The organism is Fictibacillus sp. FJAT-27399 (genome assembly GCF_001510655.1).
Classification (GTDB): Bacteria; Bacillota; Bacilli; order Bacillales; family Fictibacillaceae; genus Fictibacillus_C; species Fictibacillus_C marinisediminis.
This window is the reverse complement of record NZ_LMVC01000002.1, coordinates 1,442,083-1,463,279: the sequence shown is the minus strand read 5'-3', so window position 1 is coordinate 1,463,279 and position 21,197 is coordinate 1,442,083. Positions and strand designations below refer to the sequence as shown.

The 21,197-nt window shown below is 44.5% G+C and carries 19 protein-coding genes, 1 pseudogene and 1 riboswitch; of the genes and pseudogenes, 18 read left to right on the top strand and 2 right to left on the bottom strand.

Annotated features, from left to right (window positions below):
* Positions 1-252: 252 nt before the first annotated feature.
* The 4 genes and pseudogenes from AR335_RS25525 (at position 253) to AR335_RS23170 (ending at position 1,710) form a co-directional block, all read left to right on the top strand.
* Complete coding sequence (locus tag AR335_RS25525; protein WP_062236122.1) at positions 253-459, top strand: hypothetical protein; 207 nt, start codon at positions 253-255, stop codon at positions 457-459.
* Positions 456-551 (top strand): hypothetical protein, encoded by a 96-nt coding sequence (locus AR335_RS25520; RefSeq protein WP_369795818.1) that lies wholly within the window; start codon positions 456-458, stop codon positions 549-551. Before AR335_RS25525 ends, AR335_RS25520 begins: the two co-directional genes overlap by 4 nt.
* Before the next feature lie 4 nt (positions 552-555).
* Positions 556-1,167, top strand: a pseudogene (locus AR335_RS12420) (sterol desaturase family protein); the annotation flags it as partial.
* A 72-nt stretch (positions 1,168-1,239) separates the two neighbouring features.
* The gene (locus AR335_RS23170; protein ID WP_082683530.1) at positions 1,240-1,710 is read left to right on the top strand and encodes a DinB family protein; all 471 of its coding nucleotides are present in this window, start codon (positions 1,240-1,242) and stop codon (positions 1,708-1,710) included.
* Positions 1,711-1,823: 113 nt separating this feature from the next.
* Here AR335_RS23170 and AR335_RS24045 read toward each other — a convergent pair whose 3' ends face one another.
* Together AR335_RS24045 and AR335_RS12415 are read right to left on the bottom strand one after the other, a co-directional pair.
* On the bottom strand, positions 1,824-1,964 hold the full coding sequence (locus AR335_RS24045; RefSeq protein WP_156418955.1) for a hypothetical protein: 141 nt from the start codon (positions 1,962-1,964) through the stop codon (positions 1,824-1,826).
* Positions 1,965-2,110: 146 nt separating this feature from the next.
* Positions 2,111-3,466: a glycosyltransferase family 2 protein gene (locus tag AR335_RS12415; RefSeq protein ID WP_062236119.1), complete on the bottom strand. Its 1,356-nt coding sequence runs from the start codon at positions 3,464-3,466 to the stop codon at positions 2,111-2,113.
* 207 nt (positions 3,467-3,673) lie between these two features.
* Positions 3,674-3,785, top strand: a riboswitch (TPP riboswitch).
* A 122-nt stretch (positions 3,786-3,907) separates the two neighbouring features.
* On the opposite strand from AR335_RS12415, the gene thiC reads away from it, so the two are divergent.
* From thiC to AR335_RS12345, 14 genes are all read left to right on the top strand, one after another.
* Positions 3,908-5,677, top strand: coding sequence for a phosphomethylpyrimidine synthase ThiC (gene thiC, locus AR335_RS12410; protein ID WP_062236117.1), 1,770 nt, complete (start codon positions 3,908-3,910; stop codon positions 5,675-5,677).
* Positions 5,674-5,913 carry a hypothetical protein gene (locus AR335_RS24960; RefSeq protein WP_062236113.1) on the top strand — a complete coding sequence of 80 codons (240 nt, stop codon included), beginning with the start codon at positions 5,674-5,676 and terminating at the stop codon, positions 5,911-5,913. The genes thiC and AR335_RS24960 overlap by 4 nt, the downstream gene beginning before the upstream one ends.
* Positions 5,914-5,977: 64 nt before the next feature.
* A complete protein-coding gene (locus AR335_RS12400; RefSeq protein WP_062236110.1) occupies positions 5,978-6,355 on the top strand; it encodes a hypothetical protein in 378 nt (125 codons plus the stop codon).
* Positions 6,356-6,932: 577 nt separating this feature from the next.
* Positions 6,933-9,395 (top strand): beta-galactosidase, encoded by a 2,463-nt coding sequence (locus tag AR335_RS12395; RefSeq protein WP_062236106.1) that lies wholly within the window; start codon positions 6,933-6,935, stop codon positions 9,393-9,395.
* Positions 9,396-9,408: 13 nt separating this feature from the next.
* Positions 9,409-10,455: a Gfo/Idh/MocA family protein gene (locus AR335_RS12390; RefSeq protein ID WP_062236103.1), complete on the top strand. Its 1,047-nt coding sequence runs from the start codon at positions 9,409-9,411 to the stop codon at positions 10,453-10,455.
* 13 nt (positions 10,456-10,468) lie between these two features.
* The gene (locus tag AR335_RS12385) at positions 10,469-11,224 is read left to right on the top strand and encodes a sugar phosphate isomerase/epimerase family protein (protein WP_062236100.1); all 756 of its coding nucleotides are present in this window, start codon (positions 10,469-10,471) and stop codon (positions 11,222-11,224) included.
* 13 nt (positions 11,225-11,237) lie between these two features.
* Positions 11,238-12,341 (top strand): Gfo/Idh/MocA family protein, encoded by a 1,104-nt coding sequence (locus AR335_RS12380; protein ID WP_062236097.1) that lies wholly within the window; start codon positions 11,238-11,240, stop codon positions 12,339-12,341.
* 22 nt (positions 12,342-12,363) lie between these two features.
* On the top strand, positions 12,364-12,990 hold the full coding sequence (locus tag AR335_RS12375) for a YesL family protein (protein WP_062236094.1): 627 nt from the start codon (positions 12,364-12,366) through the stop codon (positions 12,988-12,990).
* Positions 12,990-13,640: a prolyl oligopeptidase family serine peptidase gene (locus AR335_RS12370; RefSeq protein ID WP_062236086.1), complete on the top strand. Its 651-nt coding sequence runs from the start codon at positions 12,990-12,992 to the stop codon at positions 13,638-13,640. The genes AR335_RS12375 and AR335_RS12370 overlap by 1 nt, the downstream gene beginning before the upstream one ends.
* Positions 13,641-13,787: 147 nt before the next feature.
* Positions 13,788-14,780: a LacI family DNA-binding transcriptional regulator gene (locus tag AR335_RS12365; protein ID WP_062236083.1), complete on the top strand. Its 993-nt coding sequence runs from the start codon at positions 13,788-13,790 to the stop codon at positions 14,778-14,780.
* Positions 14,781-14,856: 76 nt separating this feature from the next.
* Complete coding sequence (locus AR335_RS12360) at positions 14,857-16,203, top strand: ABC transporter substrate-binding protein (protein WP_062236081.1); 1,347 nt, start codon at positions 14,857-14,859, stop codon at positions 16,201-16,203.
* A gap of 62 nt (positions 16,204-16,265) precedes the next feature.
* On the top strand, positions 16,266-19,265 hold the full coding sequence (locus AR335_RS12355) for an extracellular solute-binding protein (protein ID WP_062236077.1): 3,000 nt from the start codon (positions 16,266-16,268) through the stop codon (positions 19,263-19,265).
* 10 nt (positions 19,266-19,275) lie between these two features.
* Positions 19,276-20,286: a carbohydrate ABC transporter permease gene (locus tag AR335_RS12350; protein ID WP_369795817.1), complete on the top strand. Its 1,011-nt coding sequence runs from the start codon at positions 19,276-19,278 to the stop codon at positions 20,284-20,286.
* A 29-nt stretch (positions 20,287-20,315) separates the two neighbouring features.
* Positions 20,316-21,188 carry a carbohydrate ABC transporter permease gene (locus tag AR335_RS12345; protein WP_062236074.1) on the top strand — a complete coding sequence of 291 codons (873 nt, stop codon included), beginning with the start codon at positions 20,316-20,318 and terminating at the stop codon, positions 21,186-21,188.
* Positions 21,189-21,197: the final 9 nt, after the last annotated feature.

Here is a 21,197-nt window from a genome sequence, read left to right as displayed (position 1 = left end):
AAGTCGAAAATTGACCTTCAGCAGCTCCTTTTTGGCTTGAAAATCTTCAATGAAAAGTTGATTGAAGTGGAAGGTGCGAGACTCCTGCGGGACTAGCGTGACAGGTGAGACTCCCGCAGGCGCTAGCGCCAAAAAGTAGGCGTTCACGCCGGTAAGGCTCACCGCACGCCCCGCGGAAAGCGAGCACCCTGGAACGGAAATCAACAGCTTACAGACTTCTTGGACAGCCCTTTTTTAGTTATAAAATAAAATATGGATGAGCTGAAGGACAATGCCCAGGAATATGCTGCTTTTGACTGGAACCTTCAGCAGAAGCATGCGGGCTTATCACACAATCCGATCTATCACCTGATCATTAATAGTTTTAAAGAGGTTTATCTGCGTCTGGCAAAATCCTTTTTTTTTTTGAAAATCCGCTCCATCGTTCCGCTTCAAGAAAATTTTATAATGAACTGTTGAATACATTTTTAAAAAGAGATGCAGATGCCGCAGGGAGCCTTACGAAGCAAATGATGGAGGACAGTTTGCGATTGTGGAAAACGGGAGGGTGAAATGATGAAGAGTAAGGGATTGTATCAGGACTTTTTCCTGCATTTAGACATTTTGGTCATGTCATTGATTATGTTAGGAATGGCTGTCTTTGTAGTGGCGTCCGGTATTAGTTGGCAGGCGGTTCTCTGCTTTCTTCTGGGGCTTGTTGCCTTTATGTTCAGTGAATATTTCACTCATCGCTTTTTATTTCATTTAAAAGCACCTAAAAATCCTCTGTTTCTTAAATTTTTAAAGCGGTTACATTATGATCATCATAAGTTTCCAGATGACCTGAAACTCCTTTTTCTTCCAATCTGGTACAGCATTCCCAGTCTGTTTGTGCTTTCGGCCCTATTTTATTTTATAACGGGCTCCATTTTAATCAGCTTGCCATTTGCGGTCGGACTCGTCTGTATGCTCCTCGTTTATGAATGGAAGCACTATGTCGCGCACCGGCCGATCAAACCTAACTCCAGATTCGGCAAGTGGCTGAAAAAGACACATACGCTTCATCATTATAAAAATGAAAACTACTGGTATGGAGTGTCCACTCCATTTGTGGATGCACTATTTGGTACGTTGAAGGATGAGAAAAGGGTAGAAATGAGTCAAACAGCAAGGGATCTTGAAAAAAGAGCGTACTGCTTTTTTAGTGGATTTTTTGTTACAGTAGAAAAGAAGATAAAGATATTTGAGGAGATGATCATAATGAATCAGTACCTTTACAAGCAGTTTGAAATGACAAGAGGATTTTTTCTGAAAAATGCCAGCGCAGTTCCTGCTGAAATGGCTGATGTTCAGCCGGAAGGATTCAACAATACCATCCACTGGCACATCGGACATGTCTTAACCGTAACTGAGCAATTTCTTTTCGGTTTTCCGAAAAAGTCAGCTCATCTGTCCGAAAACTATGTAGAATTGTTTGGCAAAGGAACAAAGCCGGCAGACTGGAAGGGAAATGTTCCATCCGTTGAAGAACTGGTCACTCAGCTGCAGGATCAGCTCGTACGAATTAAAGACATCCCGGAAGAAGCACTGGATGAAAAATTGAAAAAGCCGTTCCTTGGTCTGGAAACATTCCGTGAACTAGCAAACATGGCTGTTTTTCATGAATCCAATCATTTGGGACAGCTGCACGCGATCAAACTTCTTATTGAACGCACGGTCGTTAAAAACTAAGAAAACCCAGAGAGCAAAAAACGGCTCTCTGGGTTTTTTTATGGGTGGAATTTCAAACACAGACACAAGTGAAAAGTAAAGAACAAAACAGTGTTCATCATGAACAAATGAAATTATGAATGAATCACTGAATGCAGAAAATCGATATCATTTTTTATCTGTTCCTTCAGAAACCGATCTCTGCAACGTAAATATTCATCCGTAAGCATGGCGATTTCCTTCATGAACAGCATTACCTCTGTTTTTTTTAGCATAAGTTAACCCTGCCCTGCACGTTTAGAATATGGAAAAATTCTTCCTGATACTTTATTCCTCTTTATCAGTCAAAATAAACTAATATGTGCTAATTTTTTTGCCTCGTTCACAAATCTTTCAAGAAAACATTTGGGATAAAGCGTGTTTATGCGGCAGGGCGGGAGTCTGCCTGGTATTCACGGCCTGTTCTAGATACTTTATTCCAGTCCCGATTGAAGAAATAGGCGATGCTTCCATAAGCAACACATACCATTGTCACTATCCTGAAAATAAAGATATCAAAAAGAATAGTTGCTAAAAGGGGGTATGTGTCTTTTTCCTGAAAAGCGTAGCCATGATATTCTCCCATTCCGATGGCCACCATATCGTATACAAGGCCGAAAATAAAGATGTACAAAACATAGATGAGTACATATTCAAGAACGGACGAGTGCAGGGCGAATCCGTCAACGACAAAGATACTGGTCATAAAATAAACCGCGAGTGTACCGGAAATAAAAGCTTCAAAAATATAGAAAAAGGAAACAGAACTCGTAAATAGATTTTTTCCAAGGAATGATCTGAAATGAATGACACAGTCAATGAATGCTTTTTGCCAGCGGACCCGCTGTTTGAACAGATCCCATAGGTTTTCAGGAAGTTCGGTATAGCATACGGCATCAGGTATGAAAGTAACCTTTTTGTTCTTATCACCAGAAATGTGGCGCTGAATCTTTAGAGTGATATCGATGTCTTCTCCAATCGTCGTACGATAGCCACCGACACTAAGCAGGACCTGCTTTCTGAAAATACCAAATGCACCTGAAATGATTGAGAGCGCTCCAAACCTTGCATGGGAGACCTTCGTAATGTAAAAGGCCCGGAGGAAATCAAGCGCCTGTGCTCGAATCAGCAGGTTCGTCCCACGTAATGTCAGCCCTGAGAATGGATTCTTCGTTTTTGTCTGAAGTACATGCACCATGCCGCCGGCAGCGACCACATTTTGCTCTTCGAAAGTTTCATTGATGGCCGGCAGGGAATGGTCTGTCATTATTGTGTCTGCATCAAGTGTTACAACAAGTTCATTACTAGAATACTCAATGCCTGCATTGAGCGCATCGGCCTTTCCGCCGTTCGTTTTATCAAGCACATAAATATTCGGATAAAGCTCGGACTTGTAAAATTCGATCACTTTCTTATGTTTTAGGTGGTTGAGCGGGAGTTTTGAGCTTTCTTTTAGTTTTAATAGCTCATTAAGTTTTCCAAGTGTAGCATCAGTTGAACCGTCATTAATATAAATGATTTCTAACGAAGAGTAGGTTAAGGTTTTCATGTTTTCAACGGATGTTGCAATAATTTTCTCCTCATTGTAGCAAGGAATGAGTACACTGACACTTTTTTCAAAAATCGGTTTTGGCCGATACCGTTTTTTCCTTTTTTTAAATAAGGGAAGGCAGTTAAAGGAATGAATGATTGGAAAAGCGATAGAAAGACAGAAGAAAAAAAGTACTGCATATTCCACTGTGATTGACCTCCTTTTATGCTTCGTTAAAGTAAATCATGACCAAAATACCTTTTCAATGGCAAACCAACAAGTTGAACTTTTCTGTCAATTGAAAGCCCATACATATTTTGGCGGCTAAACGACTTCGGTGAATATATACCTGTGCCAAAAGACGGATTGTGCATGAAGAGCAGAGAAGCTATGCTTACGTTGGAAACAGAATACGTTTTCTGCTAGGGGAGCCCGTCAGCCGGGCTGAGAGAAGAGAGAATAAGCTCTTTGACCCTTTGAACCTGATCTGGGTTATACCAGCGTAGGGAAGTAGGAGTCGAAGTCATATATACATATCGTATATTTTTCTTTGTCTATCCTATCGGGTTCTTCTTACTAGAACCCGATTTTTTTTTATGCTGTGTGTAACTTTGGACTCAATTTTTGAAAAAACGAGGAGGAAGTTGCATGAACGTACAGAACGAAAGCAAGGTCTCATTAAAATCACAGTTTCCAAACAGCACCAAAGTGTATAAGACCGGATCCCGTCCCGACATCCGGGTGCCAATGAGAAGGATCAGTCTGGCGGATACACAGACTTCAGGAAGAGATGAGAAGAACCCGCCCGTTGTCCTTTATGATACGAGCGGACCTTATACAGATTTGAATTATGCTGCAGATGTTGAAAAAGGACTGCCTTTGCTGAGGGAAAATTGGGTGAGAGACAGGAACGATACAGAGCAATACGATGGGCGCGGAATTAAACCGGAGGACAACGGCTACAGACAGCAGTCTCATGCGGGTCATGTGTTTCCGGTTCGCCCATTTAAGCCGATGCGGGCAAAAGGTGGCGGAAATGTTACTCAGATGCATTATGCAAAAAAAGGGATCATCACGCCTGAAATGGAGTTCATTGCGATCCGGGAGGGGCTTGAAGCCGATTTTGTTCGAAGCGAAGTGGCGAGCGGGAGGGCCATCATCCCTGCCAACATTAATCACCTGGAACTGGAACCGATGATTATCGGGAAGAACTTTCATGTGAAGATCAACGCGAACATCGGAAACTCTGCTGTGACTTCGTCCATTGAGGAAGAGGTTGAAAAAATGACATGGGCTACCTACTGGGGAGCGGATACGATCATGGATCTGTCTACAGGCAAAGACATCCATACGACAAGAGAGTGGATCATCAGAAACTCTCCGGTCCCTGTTGGCACCGTTCCGATCTATCAGGCACTTGAGAAAGTGAACGGGATAGCGGAGGATTTATCTTGGGAAGTCTACCGTGATACACTCATTGAACAGGCCGAGCAGGGAGTCGATTATTTTACGATTCATGCTGGTGTGTTGCTGCGGTACGTGCCATTAACGATCAATCGGGTCACGGGCATCGTTTCACGGGGCGGATCCATCATGGCGCAATGGTGTCTCGCTTATCATCAGGAAAACTTTTTATATACTCATTTCGAGGACATCTGCGAAATCTGTAAAGCGTATGACATCTCCGTCTCATTGGGTGATGGATTACGGCCCGGCTCGATTGCGGATGCCAATGACGAGGCACAGTTTGCAGAACTGGAAACGTTGGGAGAGCTCACAAAGATCGCCTGGAAACATGATGTGCAGGTCATGATCGAAGGACCGGGGCATGTGCCGATGCATCAGATCAAGGAGAACGTAGATAAGCAAATGGAGATCTGCCATGAGGCGCCCTTCTATACACTAGGGCCTCTGACGACAGACATTGCGCCTGGGTACGACCACATCACTTCCGCAATTGGGGCTGCTATGATCGGATGGTTCGGAACGGCTATGCTTTGCTATGTGACGCCGAAGGAACATTTGGGGCTGCCGAACAAGGATGATGTCAGGGAGGGAGTGATCGCTTATAAGATCGCTGCCCATGCAGCAGATTTGGCAAAAGGCCATCCAGGAGCATTGAAGAGGGATAATGCTCTCTCAAAAGCTAGATTTGAATTCAGATGGGAAGATCAGTTTAATCTATCATTGGATCCTGAGAAGGCAAGGGGTTACCACGATGAAACCCTCCCTGCACAAGGTGCAAAAACCGCTCATTTTTGTTCCATGTGCGGACCAAAATTCTGCTCTATGAGAATTTCACATGATCTAAGAAATATGTCTGCACAAGAACTTTCGGGTCAGGAAAAAGATGTAAAGGAAGGAATGCGGGAAAAAGCCAAGGAATTTCATGACAAAGGCTCGAATATCTATTCATGAGCACCATTTCTATCCTTCGTGAAAGAATTGCTCTGCTGGAAATGCAGCTGCAGGAGATTCAGAGAAAATCCCGCCACGTATTTCTCGAAACCTCAGACTCCGATGAACGCATCTGTATGAGATGCAGCTATACAGAAAAAATCCTGTACAGGTTCCCTGAAGAAAGAGCAGTGGTGCCTGACACCATTTATGCGCATAAACGGTGCCTGGCACCTAAACAAAAGCCACTCAAATGAAAGAATAGAACACGTCTTTCTTTGGCAATGATAGTGAAAAAGGAAAAATCAGGGAGGGAATGAAATGGCTACGAATTGGCTGCAGACGGCATTGAACTGGACAGAGCAAAAAATGGGACAAGCTTCTGACGGATTCAGGGAGGTGCTTGGAAAGATCAAGAACCAGCCAGCAATGATGGTTACGGATTTGGCGACTTTTATCATGCTTCATCCTGAAACACATAAAAAGAAGAGTGAATTTCTCGGTTTTACTTATTGCACGTACTCATTGCATCTGGGGGATGTTGACCTCCTTCTTGAGACAAAAGAGGGGCTTGATCAAAAGGTGCTGGAATGTCGAGTGACAGGAAAAAATCAGGTTATCTCCCATTACCGTTCCTATGATGATAAAGCAAAAGACCGCCTGACCGTTTCGTTAGAAATCAAACATTATCATAACTAGCGTGAAAAAACCGTCTGCCCAGTGGGCAGGCGGTTTTTTTAAAATAAATCCAGCTTAATAAAAAAGCCTCTTTTCTAAAAGATTGTCAGGTTGATTGCAGTGCAAGGTGCGAAACTCCTGGAAAATGAACTTCACATTTTCTTCGTGCGATATAACGCTGCCGAAGCCTTCCTTGTCCTGCGGGACGAGCGTGATAGGTAAGACTCGGGAGGCGCCTGCGCCGAAGAGGCTTATCGCACGCCCCGCGGAAAGCGACCATCATGAAACGGAGTTCAACCAGTTCAACCACTCCTAAGAGCAATAAAGGTTACGAAAACAGCCATAAAAAATAGGCAATTTGTTATATTTTTGAGAATATTTAAAAAAGAACTTGTAAGATCAAGGAAATTTTATTAAGATTATTTCGAAACGTTTCAATTCTTAGCAGCCCTCTGGATTTTTCTGTAAAACGACTAGGCAAACCATTAGTTGAAAGCGATTGCAAGGGGTTCGAGTATTTAATAAAAATTTTTTTTAACGTGTTTCGAAACGTTTCACCAAAAGCGTTTCATTCCAAATTTAGCCTTGGAGGAGTCCTATGATTGAAATCAAGAATAAACAAATCATCATTGACGGAAAACCCGAAATCCTCATGTGCGGTGAGATTCATTACTATAGACTTGACCGAAGCGACTGGCAAGACCGCATCACCAAATTAATAGAAGCAGGCTGCAATGCTGTCGCATCCTATATTCCATGGCTTTGCCATGAAGCAGTGGAAGGAGAAGTGGACCTGACTGGCCAGTCCCGTCCTGAACTGGATATCGGAGGTTTCATTGATCTTTGCCATGAAAATGGCCTCTATTTCTTTGCGAGACCCGGCCCGTTCATCATGGCAGAAATGAAAAACGAAGGAATTCCCTATTGGGTATACGAAAAGCACCCGGAAATCATCCCGGTTACATGGGATGGAGGAGCAGTATCAACACGAACCATTGATTATCTCGCCCCAGCTTTTCTAAAGGAAACCCGCGGATGGTTCCAGCACATTATGGGTGTAATCGAGCCCAGACTGCATCAGCACGGTGGAAATGTAATCGCTGTTCAGCTTGATAATGAAATTGGCATGCTTTCATGGGTAAGCAACTCGCCTGACCTGACAGATCAGCTGCTTGAGGACTTTTCAGGATGGCTTCAGCTAAAGGTTGAAAAACAGAAGCTGAAGCAGCGTTATCCGTTTTTATTTGAAGCGCAAGATGCCAGAAACGAACAGATCCGCTCCCCTAAAGAAGAGTATGCTTCTGAGCTAATGAGGGATTTGGGCCGTTATATGAGGCACCGGTTTAGCAGATATGTCGCCAAGCTTCGGGCCTATGCTGAGGAGTTCGGGGTGAAGGACATTCCGTTTGTGATCAATATCCATGGTACAGGCGGGGGAAGAGCACTCACGTATCCGATCGGAATCAGCCAGCTTTATGAATCGTATACACAAAATCCAGGATATTTGTCCGGATCGGATATTTATTTTGGCGACTTGAATATGACGACCTTTCAGGACCTTTATTTAATAAACGGCTTCATGGATGCCGTTCACCTGGAGGACCAGCCGCTTACCTCTGTGGAATTTAACTGCGGTGACGGGAATTTTGGAACGACCTACAGTGACCGCTATGATCCATCAGCCGTCGATTTTAAAATCAGAATGTGTATGGCACAAGGAAACCGCCTGATTAACTTTTATTTGTTTGCCGGAGGCCGCAATTACAGGATGGATCAGGGATTGAACGATGGAAATGACAGGATTGCTTTTACCGGTGAACGGCATGGATTCGCAGCTCCTGTAAGCCCTGAGGGAGAATTGAATTACACCTATCCTCGTATGGCAAGAGTTACGAAAACCATGATGGCTATTTCTGATAAACTGGCTGTCATGAAAGAAGAACATGACCCTGTGGCCTTTGGGTTTATCCCTGACTATTACATGACAGAGTCCCATTATCCTAAAAGCAGCAAAATGCAAGAGATCCTCCGTAACATTGAGAGTCATCGTGCCGGCGGTGGATGGGAGATCATGGGCCGGGCGATGCTGCTTGCCGGTTATCGTTTCGGAGCAGCAGATATTCAAAACAAACCGCTGGACCCGAAGAAAACACCAGTTTTAGCTCTCCCCTCAGCAAGATATATGGATCCTGAAATTCAGGAGAAACTTTCCGATTATGTTCGGGATGGAGGAGGCTTGCTCCTCTACGGAGAAGTCCCTGTCTATGACATGGTGGGTCAGCCATGTACAGTGTTAGCTGGTGCACTTGGTGTAATTCCGGCGGGAACGAGAAAGGAATCAGCCCATTATTATTTATCCCTTACTGCAGCTGGATGGGCAGCGCCGCGGCCGGAAGTGAGGAGCCATACCGCCCAGACTTTTGATATCGGAAAGGCTGAACCGATCTTGAAGGTTTATGGCACCGATGAAGTATGCGGATTTGAAGCCGCGTATGGCCATGGAAAGGCAATTATTATAGGCGCGGCTTACAGCTGTGATATTCCATTGTTTACAGAAGCACTCGAGAGGCTGGGGGCTAAAGCTCGTCTGAAGCATGATTTCAAAGACCACGGTATTTTTCTAACATCAACAGCAAATGAGGATGGAGAACAGTTCTGCCATCTCCTGAATCTCGACGGCCTTGATAAAGAGCTGCACCTTTATCTTGATGAAAAGCCTTTGTTTGGTGGTAAGAAGCTTCTGCTGCAAAGCAAGGATGGGCTCATGCTTCCAGTGAATATGAGATTGAAAAATGGTGTTGAAATCGCTTTTTCTACCGCCGAGATCACAGAAGTAAACCCTGATAAAATGGCCTTCAGGCTGACACAAAAAGAGGACATGATCGTTTTTGAAGGAAACACAAAGGTTGTACCGTCGGCTGATATACAGGTTGAACAGAAAGACGGACTGACCATTGTTACATCAAGGAAACATGCCAAGGTTGATGATCACCTGGTCATTCATGTTCAACAGGTTTCAGAAGGACTGGCAAAAGAAATCGAAACAGCAGCACAAAATTGAGGGAGGAATTCAAATGACAAAACTTAAAGTTGGGGTAATCGGGTGCGGAACGATTGCAAAGTACAGACATCTGCCTGAATATGATGCTAATCCGAATGTGGAGCTCGCGGCCGTTTGCGATCTCGTGCCAGAAAGAGCGCAGGCATATGCTGATCAATATGGGGCAAAGGCCTTCACAGAATATCAGGAGCTATTAAAAATGGAAGAACTGGATGCAGTTAGTGTCTGCCTTCCCAATTATCTTCATGCGCCTGTTACCATTGCAGCATTGAATGCCGGCAAACATGTTCTTTGTGAAAAACCGATGGCCACTTCAAGGCAAGAAGGGGAGCAGATGATTGAGGCTGCTGCCAAAAACGGAAAAAAACTGATGATTGGCCATAATCAGCGATTTGCCGCAGCGCATGTGAAAGCGAAAGAGTTGATTGTGTCCGGTGCGATCGGAAAAATCTACAGTTTCCGTACGGCTTTTGGTCATGGCGGCCCTGAAGGATGGAGCGTTGACGGAAGGAACAGCTGGTTTTTCAGAAAGAATGAAGCGTTCATCGGTGCCATGGGTGACCTGGGGGTACATAAAACGGACTTGATCCGCTACCTGATCGGAGAAGAAATTATAGAAGTCGGATCATTTGTTGAGACACTGGCCAAAGCCGATACCGATGTAGATGACAATGCCGTGTGCATTTTGAAATCTGAAAACGGAATCATTGGGACACTTGCAGCAAGCTGGTCTTACTACCATGCCGACAATTCCACCATCATTTATGGTGAAAAGGGAATTTTGAGAATGGAGGATGATCCTCAGTATTCTCTGATTGCACAGTACACGAGCGGGGAAGTTGTGAAATATGAGCTTGATAAGATTCAGACGAACGACGCAGGCGGCCAGCACAGTTCTCATGTAATTGATGCTTTTATAAAGAGTGTTTTAAATAACGAAGAACCGCCTGTTAATGGCACAGAAGGCTTGAAATCCTTGAGCGTAGTACTTGCTGCTCTGGAATCCAGCCAGACAAAAACGATTGTAAAGACACAGGAGACGAAAGCGCTTCTGCATTAAGGAGGCTAATGCCATGCAAAGAAAAGGATTACAGCTTTATACCATCAGAGAGTTATGTGAAAAGGACTTTATCGGTACGTTAAGGAAGGTTTCAGAATGGGGATATGAAGGTGCCCAGTTCGCGGGTTTCTATGATCTCCAGGCCAAACAGCTGAAGCAGGCATTGAATGAGTTTGGACTGAAACCCGCCGGCAGCCATACAGGACTTGATCAGCTGAAAGAAGACGAGCTTAAACGACAGATCGAATACAGCCATGAAATTGGGAATGACCTGCTGATCCTCGCGTATTTGGCCGAAGAAAACCGGAAGAACCTCGATGATTATAAACGTGTGTCAGAAACCTTGAATCATGCCGGACATCTTTTGAAGAGTGAAGGATTGAAGCTCGGGTATCACAACCATGATTTTGAGTTCGCTAAACATGGAGAGACGACTGGATACGATATTCTTTTGTCTGAAACAGACCCTTCACTCGTTTCCTTTGAACTGGACTGCTACTGGGCTGCTTATTCTGGCTATGATCCTGCTGAATTCATGGAGAGGCTCGGCGAAAGGCTTGTCACGCTCCACATGAAGGATATGGCGGTAAAAGGAACAGAGAAGCAAAGCACGATCCTCGGAACAGGCGAGCTGGATCTTACGACGATTGTCAAGAAGGGCAATGATCTGAATGTCTCCTGGTTTGTAGTGGAGCAGGAGCATTTTGAAACCGATCTGGAAACCGCAGCCAAGGAGAACGCCAAGGTACTTCATGAACTTTTAAAATAGAAACGGTGAAACGATGAATAAAGCGAAAATAGGTGTAATTGGAACAGGAAGTATCAGTGATATCTATCTTTCTTCTCCAAAGAAATTCTTAAACTATGAAATAACAGGTGTTGCCGACCTCAATATAAATCGTGCAGAAGAGCAGGCAGCCAAGCATCAGATTTCCTTTGCCGGCACGGTATCTGACCTGCTTGCAAAGGATGATATTGATTTAATCGTAAATTTGACCATTCCTGCAGCACATGCCGAGGTAAGCATGATGGCTCTGCAGGCCGGCAAGCATGTCTATTCAGAGAAACCTCTCGCTATTAGCTGCAGCGAAGGCTTAAAGGTTATGGAGAAGGCGAAGCAGCTGGGCCTCTGCCTTGGGACAGCTCCTGATACCTTTTTAGGAGCAGGGCTGCAGACGTGCCGTTACCTTCTGGACCAAGGGGTGATCGGTGAACCCGTGGGGGCTTCTGCCTTCATGCTGGGAAGAGGGCCCGAAAGCTGGCATCCCAATCCCGAGTTTTTTTACAAGCTGGGTGCCGGGCCGCTTTTTGACCTTGGCCCTTATTATCTCACTGCTCTCATCAGCTTGCTGGGCCCAGTGAAAAAAGCCGTTTCCATGAATAAGATCACAGTACCTGAAAGAGAGATTACTAGCAAGCCGCTTGCCGGGAAAAAAATTAAGGTAGAGGTTCCGACATACGTATCCTCACTGCTTCAATTTGGAAATGGAGTAAACGCGACGTTTATGACAAGCTTTGACGTGTGGGAAACGAAGCTGCCAAAAATCGAAATCTATGGTACGAAGGGAACGCTAATCCTGCCAGATCCAAATGGTTTTGATGGGCCTGTCTACTACATGAACCAAGAAACAGACGAATGGGAGGAAGCCCCTTTAATCAGTACACTCAGCGGAAATTGCAGAGGAATAGGATTAGCTGACATGATAGCAGGGATTGAAGAAAGGCGGCCGTTTCTTTGCAGTGGAGAACTTGGTTTGCACGTATTAGAGGTCATGGAGAAGATCATAGATTCATCGGATCAGGAACGTTTTCTAGAGCTCGAAACACGGTGTGACAAGCCGGAGCCTCTGGCTGGTTTTCAGTCGCTGTTCGTAGACTTAGCTTGAATGTAAAAAGGGGGATGTCGGTATGAATACCTGGAGAAACCTTCCGATGATGGAAGTGTGTAATTGGCTGATGAGACTGGCTTACGTTAACATCCTCTGGATTTTATTTACGCTTTTGGGTGCGGTAGTTGCCGGTTTTTCACCGGCAACAGCTGCTGCCTTCTCGGTATGCAGGCGCTGGATCAGATCGCAGGAGGAGTTTCCGGTATTTGCAGTGTTTTGGAAGGAGTACAGGCAGACATTTATAAGTTCTCAAACTTATGGATGGATTTCTTTTTTATTAATTTTCGTACTTTATCTGGACTTTATCTATTTTTCGAGCAAGTCATCTGCTGTGTTCTTTATTTTCTCAGCTCTGTCGATCCTTTTGTTTATCATGATTGCCATGGCAATCATTTATATCTTTCCTGTCTTCACCCATTACCGTCTGAGCTTCTTTCAGTACTGGAAATATGCTTTTTCGATCGCGATGGTCCATCCGCTGCAAACCTTGTTTACGATACTGGGCACAATGACCATTACGGTGATCCTGATTAAGCTCCCATCATTGATGCCGTTTTTTGGAATCAGTGCCATTACGGCTTGGCTGACATGGAGAACCCAGCGAATCGTAATGAAAATAGACGAAAATGACGAGGTGACAGCCTAATGATTCTTGAACACAGGGAATTTACAGGCAAGAAAAAGACGCTTCCTTTTCTGCTGTCTAAGCCCACATATTATGGAGAAGAGCCGCCGCCGCTTATTTTGTTTCTCCATGGGAGGGGGGAGCGGGGGACGAATTTGAACCTTCTTAAAAAATACGGCATACCCAAGAAAGCAGGTGCAGCCGATTCCTTTCCGTTTATCACCATCTCGCCTCAATGTCCGGAGGATTCAGAATGGGCAGATGAAGCGGACACACTGAAGGAGCTTTTGCTGTATTGCATTCAGGCATTTCATGCAGATCCAGACAGGGTGTATGTGACAGGGCTGAGCATGGGAGGGGCCGGAACATGGAATCTTGCTATACAGTATCCGCATATGTTGACCGCCATTGCCCCTGTTTGCGGGAAAACTCAACCCGAAAAGGCAGCTGGCTTAAGGAATCTGCCAATCTGGGTATTTCATGGAGAAAAGGATGACATCATTCCTGTGGAGGAATCACAATCCATGGTTCATGCTCTTCAAAAGGAAAAGGCGGAAGTCAGGATCACCATTTATCCTGATGCTGGACACGATTCATGGAGTGAAACGTATGACAATGACCGTCTTTATGAATGGTTCCTCCAGTATAATAATTCAGAAAATTATAAATAATAGATCGATTCTATAATTAGTGATTGCTATGATGAAAAAAATAGAAACGTTTCACTAAAAATGGAGAAGAGATAAAGGTATTAACTCAATAACAAAGGTCATTTATTTTACCTAAATTCGAAACGTTTCAACCGGCTGGAGGTTTCAATGGCTACATTAAAAGATGTTGCAAGACTGGCTGGTGTGGCAGTATCAACAGCTTCTTATGCTTTAAATCACAGTACAAAGGTCGCTCCGCAGACAGCCAAAAAAGTGTTTAAAGCAGCAAAAACATTAAACTATCAAAAAAATGGAATTGCCCGTGACCTTAAACGGAATAAAACAGAGACCATTTTGCTGATCCTCGATAACTTGGCGGGACCTTTTTATTCAGAGCTGGTAAGAGGAGTACAGGATACTCTGCAGTCCTTGAATTACGGATTAATCGCCTGCAGCTCCATGGGAGGAATCACATCGACCGCTGCTCGGTTCTTAGCAGAGCGGAGAGCAGACGGTGCTATTATTCTATCGTTTAACTTGAGTGATCAAGAGATTGAACAGGCGGCAAGCAAGGACTTCCCCATTGTTGTGCTGGACCGGCTGGCCATGACTCATGAATCTATTATGAGCGTCCTGGTGGATAACAAATCAGGAGGCTATGAAGCAGCAAAACATTTGATCGATCTTGGGCACAGGGATATCGCCTACATTAATGGACCGCTTGATGCGCGTGATAACCTTCAGCGCCGAAAAGGTTTCGAACTGGCTATGAAGGAATCCGATTTAGAGGTTCACCCAAAATGGATGCTGCAGGGCGGTTTTACACGACAGGGAGGCTATCTGGCGACAAAGATGATGATCATGCAGGGAAAACTGCCGACTGCCATTTTTGCTGCAAATGACGAGATGGCCATTGGAGCAATGAATGCCTTAAAAGAAGCAAAAATTGATGTACCCGAAGATGTGTCCGTCGTCGGATTTGATGATATTGAGATGGCGAGGTACACTTCACCGCTGCTGACTACCGTCAGTCAGGCAAACTATGACATCGGTTCGCTCTCAGCTCACTTAATCTATCGTTCCATAACAGAGGAAATTGCAAAAAAAGATTATATTATGCCAACTGAGCTGATCGTAAGGGATTCTGCCAAGAGGCTTTGAAGGAGGTGAGCGGGGGACTGGATGTAGTCAATGAATCGGGTTTTAAAGAGTGAAAACAAACATGAGGGGGATAAAAATGAAGAAAACCTATGCATTGTTAATGGCTGTTTTACTATGTTTATCCGTAATGCTTGCAGGCTGTTCCGATTCCAAGAAATCAAGCGCAGAGAAACCAAATGAGGAGAGCGGCAAGGATGGAAAAAAGGTAACCATTACCTATTCCAGCTGGGCTGATCCAGCCGTCGAGAAGCGGCGTATTGATGCATTTATGAAAGCGCATCCGAATATCAACGTTAAGATGAACAAAGCCATTACCTGGCCATGGGATGAAAAATTAGCGGCGGCAGCAGCTGCAAACAAGCTTCCAGACGTATTCTTCGTTTTCAGTGTACCGCCTAGCGTAACGAATGGATGGCTTGAAGATCTGACGCCTTATTTGAAAAAGGACAAAGAATACAACAAGAATAATGTCTTCGGAAATTTAACAGAAACGGCTGCATATAACGGCAAACAATATGCTCTTCCGCAAAGTCTTTATGCCAATGGAATCTTCGTCAATAAAGATATTTTCAAAAAAGAAAACGTCGAGCTTCCTAAACCGGACTGGACGATTGATGAAATGCGTGAAAAAGCAATCAAGCTTACCAAATTCAATGATAAGCAATATGGTTTTGACGGAGTCGGAGGCCTTCGCGAAACCTTGATTCCACAGCTGGATCCATCCCAAGGATGGCTGACATGGGACGGCGAGAAATACAACTTCGATAAGCCTGCATTCATTCAATCCAATAAAATTGTTACAGAGATGCTGACCAAAGATAAAGTTTCAGCAGAAATCCTGCCTCAAGAAGAACGAGATAAAGAGTTTGGAAAAGGAAAATCTTCTTGGAATGTCGGAAAAGCGGCCATGCGCTATGGCGGTTCTTCTGATTTCGGATGGCAATCAAAAGAATTGAAGTTTGACTGGGATTTTCTTCCGATGCCAAAGGGCAAAGGGCAGCGTGCACCGCTTGTTACCGACTACATCGGCATGGCCAAATCTTCAAAACATAAAGATGCTGCTTTTGAACTTGTGAAATGGATGACCTATTCCAAGCAGGGCTGGGAGAGCCGTATCGATGTTGAAAAACCGATTACCAGCTTTCCTCTCATTAATGATAAAAGCGTATGGGAAAAATACCTTAATAATAAAGAAGTTCCTGAAGGCATGAAAAACGTGGTGCCGATGATCAATGACGGATTTGTAGATGGATGGAAATGGCTCCCGGGTTATCAGGAAGTGATGACGAAAATCGTTGGCAACAATTACGAGAAATTTGTAAAAGGCGAAGTGAAACCAGAAGACGTCAGCCAGGATTTCCAGAAACGATCCAACCAGGCGTATAAAGATGCCAAACAAAAAATGGACGAAGCTACAAAATAGGCAAGGTACCGGGCTCCCTCCTGCATCAGGAGGGGCCTTACCTTCATAAAGGAGTTATTGCCATGAAATGTAAGTGGGTCCTCCGCCTTGCAGCCGTACTGCTGATTTTTCAGACAGTATGGTCTCCAGCACAAATCTTCGCCGAGAAGAATGATACGAAGAGCCTTTTAAATCAGCTCTTTGATAAAAAGAAAAATAACGTAGTAGACAAGAAAAAAGACGAATATGCCGCATCCAAACAGAAAACGGATGAAACCATAATCTCCAGCATGGTGGAAAGCAGCTACTCGGATGTTCTTGCACAATGGAAGAAAGCAGGATTAAAAGCAGCAACGAATCACCGTTTGTCTGTTCCGCTGACAAAGTCACTACAGGCCAAAGGGCATACAACAGAAGATAACGGTAAAAAAGCGGTTCGTTTTGATGAGAAATTAAAAGAACTTGCGATCCCTGTAGAAGTGCCGGAATCAGGACTTTATCAGCTTCAGTTTGATTACAAGCCTTTAAAAAGCAATGTGAATACGATGGAGCGGGGAATAAAAGTGAACGGAAAATACCCGTTTTTCGAAGCAAGAAGAATCGTGTTCGACAGGAAATGGGAGAGTCCTGAAGGAAAATTTCCTCATGATGAAAAAGGCAACGAATATCCTCCTGAATTGAAAGAAGTGGGAGACTGGCAAAGCGCTTATGCCATGGATGCCAGTTATTTTGAAGATGAACCTCTGCTTTTTTATCTGAAAAAAGGCAAGAATACGGTAACGCTGGAGTATGTGCGGGAACCAATGCTACTAGGACAGATGCATCTCTCTGTACCGGAAGCCCTGCAATCGTATGAAGAATACCAAAGAGGCAATGAAGCGTACAAGAAACCCACAAAAACAATAAAGGTGGAAGCAGAACGGTTTACTTATAAAAATGTACCCTTTATCCAGCCTGTTTCACTGCCGGATACGAACGTTGAACCCTACAGTGTCAAAAAAAATCTGCTGAACACCCTTGGAACTCCAGGTGATAAATCGTTTGAACTTGGAGGACAGAAAGTAACTTGGAAGGTAAATGTTAAAGAAGCAGGAACGTATCATTTGTCCTTAAAGTATTTGCAGGATCAAAAAGTAAATATGCCGGTTTACCGAACCGTATTAATAGATGGACGCTTGCCTTTTAAAGAATTGAAAGCCTACCCGTTCCCTTATAATGAATCCTGGAAAAATGAGACACTCGGTGACGAACAAGGCAAGACCTACTCCATAAGGCTTGATAAGGGGGAACATACGATTTCTTTAATCGTGGATGGCCAGCCGATCCAAAGAACGGTCACAACGGTCAGAGAGGTAATGGACAATATTAAACAGCTTTCTCTACGAATAAAAATGGGAACCGGAAATGCGGTGGACCAAAACAGGGAATGGGAAATCGCTTCACAGATTCCTGACTTGAAAAAGCAATTGAGCGATAACGCGGAAAAGCTGAATCAAGAATACGCCTATCTTAAAAAACGGACAGGAAAAAAACCGGACGCGGCAAGGAACCTTAAGATGGCAGCCGGACAGCTGGAGAAACTGTCGAAGAATCCAAACGACGTGCCGGACAAACTGAGCATGCTCGACCAAGGTTCAGGATCGGCATCACAGCAGCTTGGAGACCTTCTGGCCGAGCTTCCGAATCAGCGGATGCAGCTCGACAGGATCTATCTGTCAAACAGCGAATTACCGGCTGCTGAAGCTTCCTGGACAAAAAAATGGAGCAGCCAGGTTTCCAAGTTTTTCTTATCATTTGGAGAAAACGCTTCACAGAGCAAGAAAAAGGAGAAGAAGCTTACTGTCTGGGTAAACCGTCCGCAGCAGTATGTAAGCATGATGCAGCAGATGGCCGACCAGCATTTTACAAAAAAAACAGGGATTAAGGTTTCCTTTTCCATCATGCCGGATGAGCAAAAACTGGTTCTTGCCAATGCGGCTGACAAATCTCCGGATGTTGCACTTGGAGTCAGCAATCAGCTGCCATATAACCTTGCCCTCCGGGGAGCCATTCTCGATTTAAAGCAGTTCCCGGATTTTAAATCTGTAAACAAGCGCTTTGCTCCTGGAGCTATGCTGCCGTTCTATTTCGATGATGGCGTTTATGCCATACCTGAAACCCAGAACTTTTGGGTGATGTTTTATAGAAAAGACATCTTGGATGCGCTACACATGAAAGTTCCGCAAACATGGGACCAAGTGCTTAACATGCTGCCTGAGCTGCAGCGCCATGGCATGAATTTTTATACGCCACTTTCCCAGGCAGGCGGATTCAAGCCGTTCCATCTGACAACACCTTATCTCTATCAGTTCGGTGGATCACTCTATACGAAGGACGGAATGAAGGCCGCAATTGGAACGGATGAAGCGTTGAAAGGGTTCGAACTGATGACCAAAGCATTCACGATTTACAGCATGCCGCTGCAGGTTCCGAACTTCTATAACCACTTTCGGGAGGGAGATCTGCCGATCGGGATTTCGGATTATGAGACCTACGTACAATTAACTTCCGCAGCACCAGAGCTTGCCGGATGGTGGAAGATCGCTCCTCAGCCGGGGGTGCGTGATGAAAAAGGACACATTCAGCGATGGGCGCCGGGAACAGGGCAATCTGCCTTGATTTTCAAAAAGACAAAGCAAAAAGATGAAGCATGGAAATTTTTAAAATGGTGGACCTCGGCAGAAGTTCAGAAGGAATACGGTACGAAGATGGAAGTCAATTACGGGCCGTCTTATAAGTGGAACACGAGCAACCTTGCTGCCTTTAAAGGGCTTCCATGGCCGGATGAGGACAAGAATGTCATTAATGAACAGTGGAAATGGCTGAAGGACGTGACGCATGTCCCTGGCGATTACCTGCTGGAACGTGAAATCAGCAATGCCTGGAATTCCATTGTGTTTGAAGGAGAGAATCCAAGAAAAGCATTGGAAGATGCCATTGTTCTTTCCAACCGTGAGATGAAGAAAAAGCAAGAGGAATTTGGCTATGTCCGTGACGGAAAAACCGTGAAGAAAATCAAGATGCCTAAATTCCGCGAGAAATGAGGTGACGTAAATGAGTTTGCCAGATATGCCGATGCCGAGGGAGAAACAGAATAATGCTTCTGTTCTCCCGACGGTAGCACAGGCACCCCAACCGAAGTTGAAATCAAAAAAGAAAGTCGCTCTTTTTCAGCGGAAAAAGCTGAAGCAAGAATGGAGCGCGATGGTGTTTATCGGACCTTTCCTGCTTCTTTTCATCCTTTTCATCGTCATCCCGGTCATCGCCGCCATCGGACTGTCATTTACTTACTTTAATACGGTGGAAGCACCAAAATTTGTCGGATTGCAGAACTACGTCAACCTTTTGACGCAGGACAATGTTTTTATGATGTATGTGCTTCCGAATACGATAAAGTTTTCACTGATTGTCGGACCCGTTGGCTATGCTTTGTCATTTTGGCTGGCCTGGCTGCTGGCACAGATTCCGAAAAAATCACGTACTATTTTAACGCTCATCATCTATTCACCTTCCATGACGGCGGGAATTGCGATGGCTGTTGTATGGCTCATCATTTTCAGCGGAGACAGTGCCGGCTACTTAAACAGCATTCTGCTGAAACTTGGGAGGATAAATGACCCGATCCAATGGACGCAGTCACCTGATTTTTTAATGCCGATCATGGTTATCGTTTCATTATGGGGAAGTATGGGAGTAGGTTTTTTGGCTATGCTTGCCGGTATTCTGAACGTGGACAAAGAATTGTATGAAGCGGCCTATATTGACGGCATCAAAAGCCGTATTCAGGAAGTGTTTTATATTACCATTCCATCCATGAAGCCGCAGATGCTGTTTGGCGCTGTGATGGCTGTGGTCGGAACGGTACAGGCGGGAGTCATCGGTGTCCAGCTGTCGGGGGCGAACCCTACACCGCAATATGCAGGACAGCTCATTATCAACCACATTGATGATTATGGCTTTATCCGTTATGAAATGGGCTACGCTTCTGCTGTTTCGGTCGTCCTGCTTCTGATTGTTTACTTATTCTCTAAGCTGTGCTGGAGGTTGTTCGGTGAAAAAGACTGACCTACTTCCTCATGAAGGAGCTGAACTGCATGTCATTTAAATCAACAAAGATTAATCCTGATAAGTTTCATATCAGCCAATGGAAATTTTACCTCATTTTACTGGCGTTGAGCACGTTCATGATTCTGCCTATCTTCTTTATGTTTTCACAGGCGCTGAAGCCGATGGATGAACTCTTTTTATACCCGCCGCGTTTTTTTGTGCATAAACCTACGATGGAGAACTTTGCCGACCTCTTGTCGCAAACTTCCAATACGCTGGTTCCGATTACGAGGTACTTGTTTAACAGTGTCATTATAACGGGATCGGTTGTGCTGTTAACCTGTCTTGTAAGCGCGATGGCGGGTTTTGCGCTGTCCAAGAAGAACTTTATGCTGAAGAAAATCATTTTTGAAGCCAACATCATCGCGATGATGTTTGTGCCGGCTGCTGTTATGATTCCCAGGTATTTTATCATCGAAAAGCTGGGCCTGACTGATACGTTTCTCGGACATATTCTCCCGCTTCTCGCCTTGCCTGTCAGTGTCTTTCTCGTCAAGCAGTTCGTGGACCAAATCCCTGACTCGCTGATTGACGCAGCTTCCATCGACGGGGCAAATGACTTTGTTTTGTTCCGAAAAATCATATTTCCGATGATTATGCCGGCTTTAGCGACGGTTGCGATTCTCGCTTTTCAGCTGGCCTGGAATAACATTGAAACATCAGTCATCTTTATGAACGATGAAAGCTTAAAGACCTTTGCATTTTATATGAATACCTTGACTTCAAAATTAGAAAACAATGTTGCGGGGCAGGGGATGGCTGCTGCAGCGGGGTTGATTATGTTTATTCCTAATCTGGTCATCTTTATATTCATGCAGAGCAAGGTAATTAATACGATGGCCCATTCGGGTCTGAAGTAGGGAGGAAAT

Coding starts and splice junctions, on each gene's coding strand:
- AR335_RS25525 (WP_062236122.1), top strand. CDS start 253: ATGGATGAGCTGAAGGACAATGCCCAGGAATATGCTGCTTTTGACTGG.
- AR335_RS23170 (WP_082683530.1), top strand. CDS start 1,240: ATGAATCAGTACCTTTACAAGCAGTTTGAAATGACAAGAGGATTTTTT.
- AR335_RS24045 (WP_156418955.1), bottom strand. CDS start 1,964: ATGCTAAAAAAAACAGAGGTAATGCTGTTCATGAAGGAAATCGCCATG.
- thiC (WP_062236117.1), top strand. CDS start 3,908: ATGAACGTACAGAACGAAAGCAAGGTCTCATTAAAATCACAGTTTCCA.
- AR335_RS24960 (WP_062236113.1), top strand. CDS start 5,674: ATGAGCACCATTTCTATCCTTCGTGAAAGAATTGCTCTGCTGGAAATG.
- AR335_RS12400 (WP_062236110.1), top strand. CDS start 5,978: ATGGCTACGAATTGGCTGCAGACGGCATTGAACTGGACAGAGCAAAAA.
- AR335_RS12395 (WP_062236106.1), top strand. CDS start 6,933: ATGATTGAAATCAAGAATAAACAAATCATCATTGACGGAAAACCCGAA.
- AR335_RS12390 (WP_062236103.1), top strand. CDS start 9,409: ATGACAAAACTTAAAGTTGGGGTAATCGGGTGCGGAACGATTGCAAAG.
- AR335_RS12385 (WP_062236100.1), top strand. CDS start 10,469: ATGCAAAGAAAAGGATTACAGCTTTATACCATCAGAGAGTTATGTGAA.
- AR335_RS12380 (WP_062236097.1), top strand. CDS start 11,238: ATGAATAAAGCGAAAATAGGTGTAATTGGAACAGGAAGTATCAGTGAT.
- AR335_RS12375 (WP_062236094.1), top strand. CDS start 12,364: ATGAATACCTGGAGAAACCTTCCGATGATGGAAGTGTGTAATTGGCTG.
- AR335_RS12370 (WP_062236086.1), top strand. CDS start 12,990: ATGATTCTTGAACACAGGGAATTTACAGGCAAGAAAAAGACGCTTCCT.
- AR335_RS12365 (WP_062236083.1), top strand. CDS start 13,788: ATGGCTACATTAAAAGATGTTGCAAGACTGGCTGGTGTGGCAGTATCA.
- AR335_RS12360 (WP_062236081.1), top strand. CDS start 14,857: ATGAAGAAAACCTATGCATTGTTAATGGCTGTTTTACTATGTTTATCC.
- AR335_RS12355 (WP_062236077.1), top strand. CDS start 16,266: ATGAAATGTAAGTGGGTCCTCCGCCTTGCAGCCGTACTGCTGATTTTT.
- AR335_RS12350 (WP_369795817.1), top strand. CDS start 19,276: ATGAGTTTGCCAGATATGCCGATGCCGAGGGAGAAACAGAATAATGCT.
- AR335_RS12345 (WP_062236074.1), top strand. CDS start 20,316: ATGTCATTTAAATCAACAAAGATTAATCCTGATAAGTTTCATATCAGC.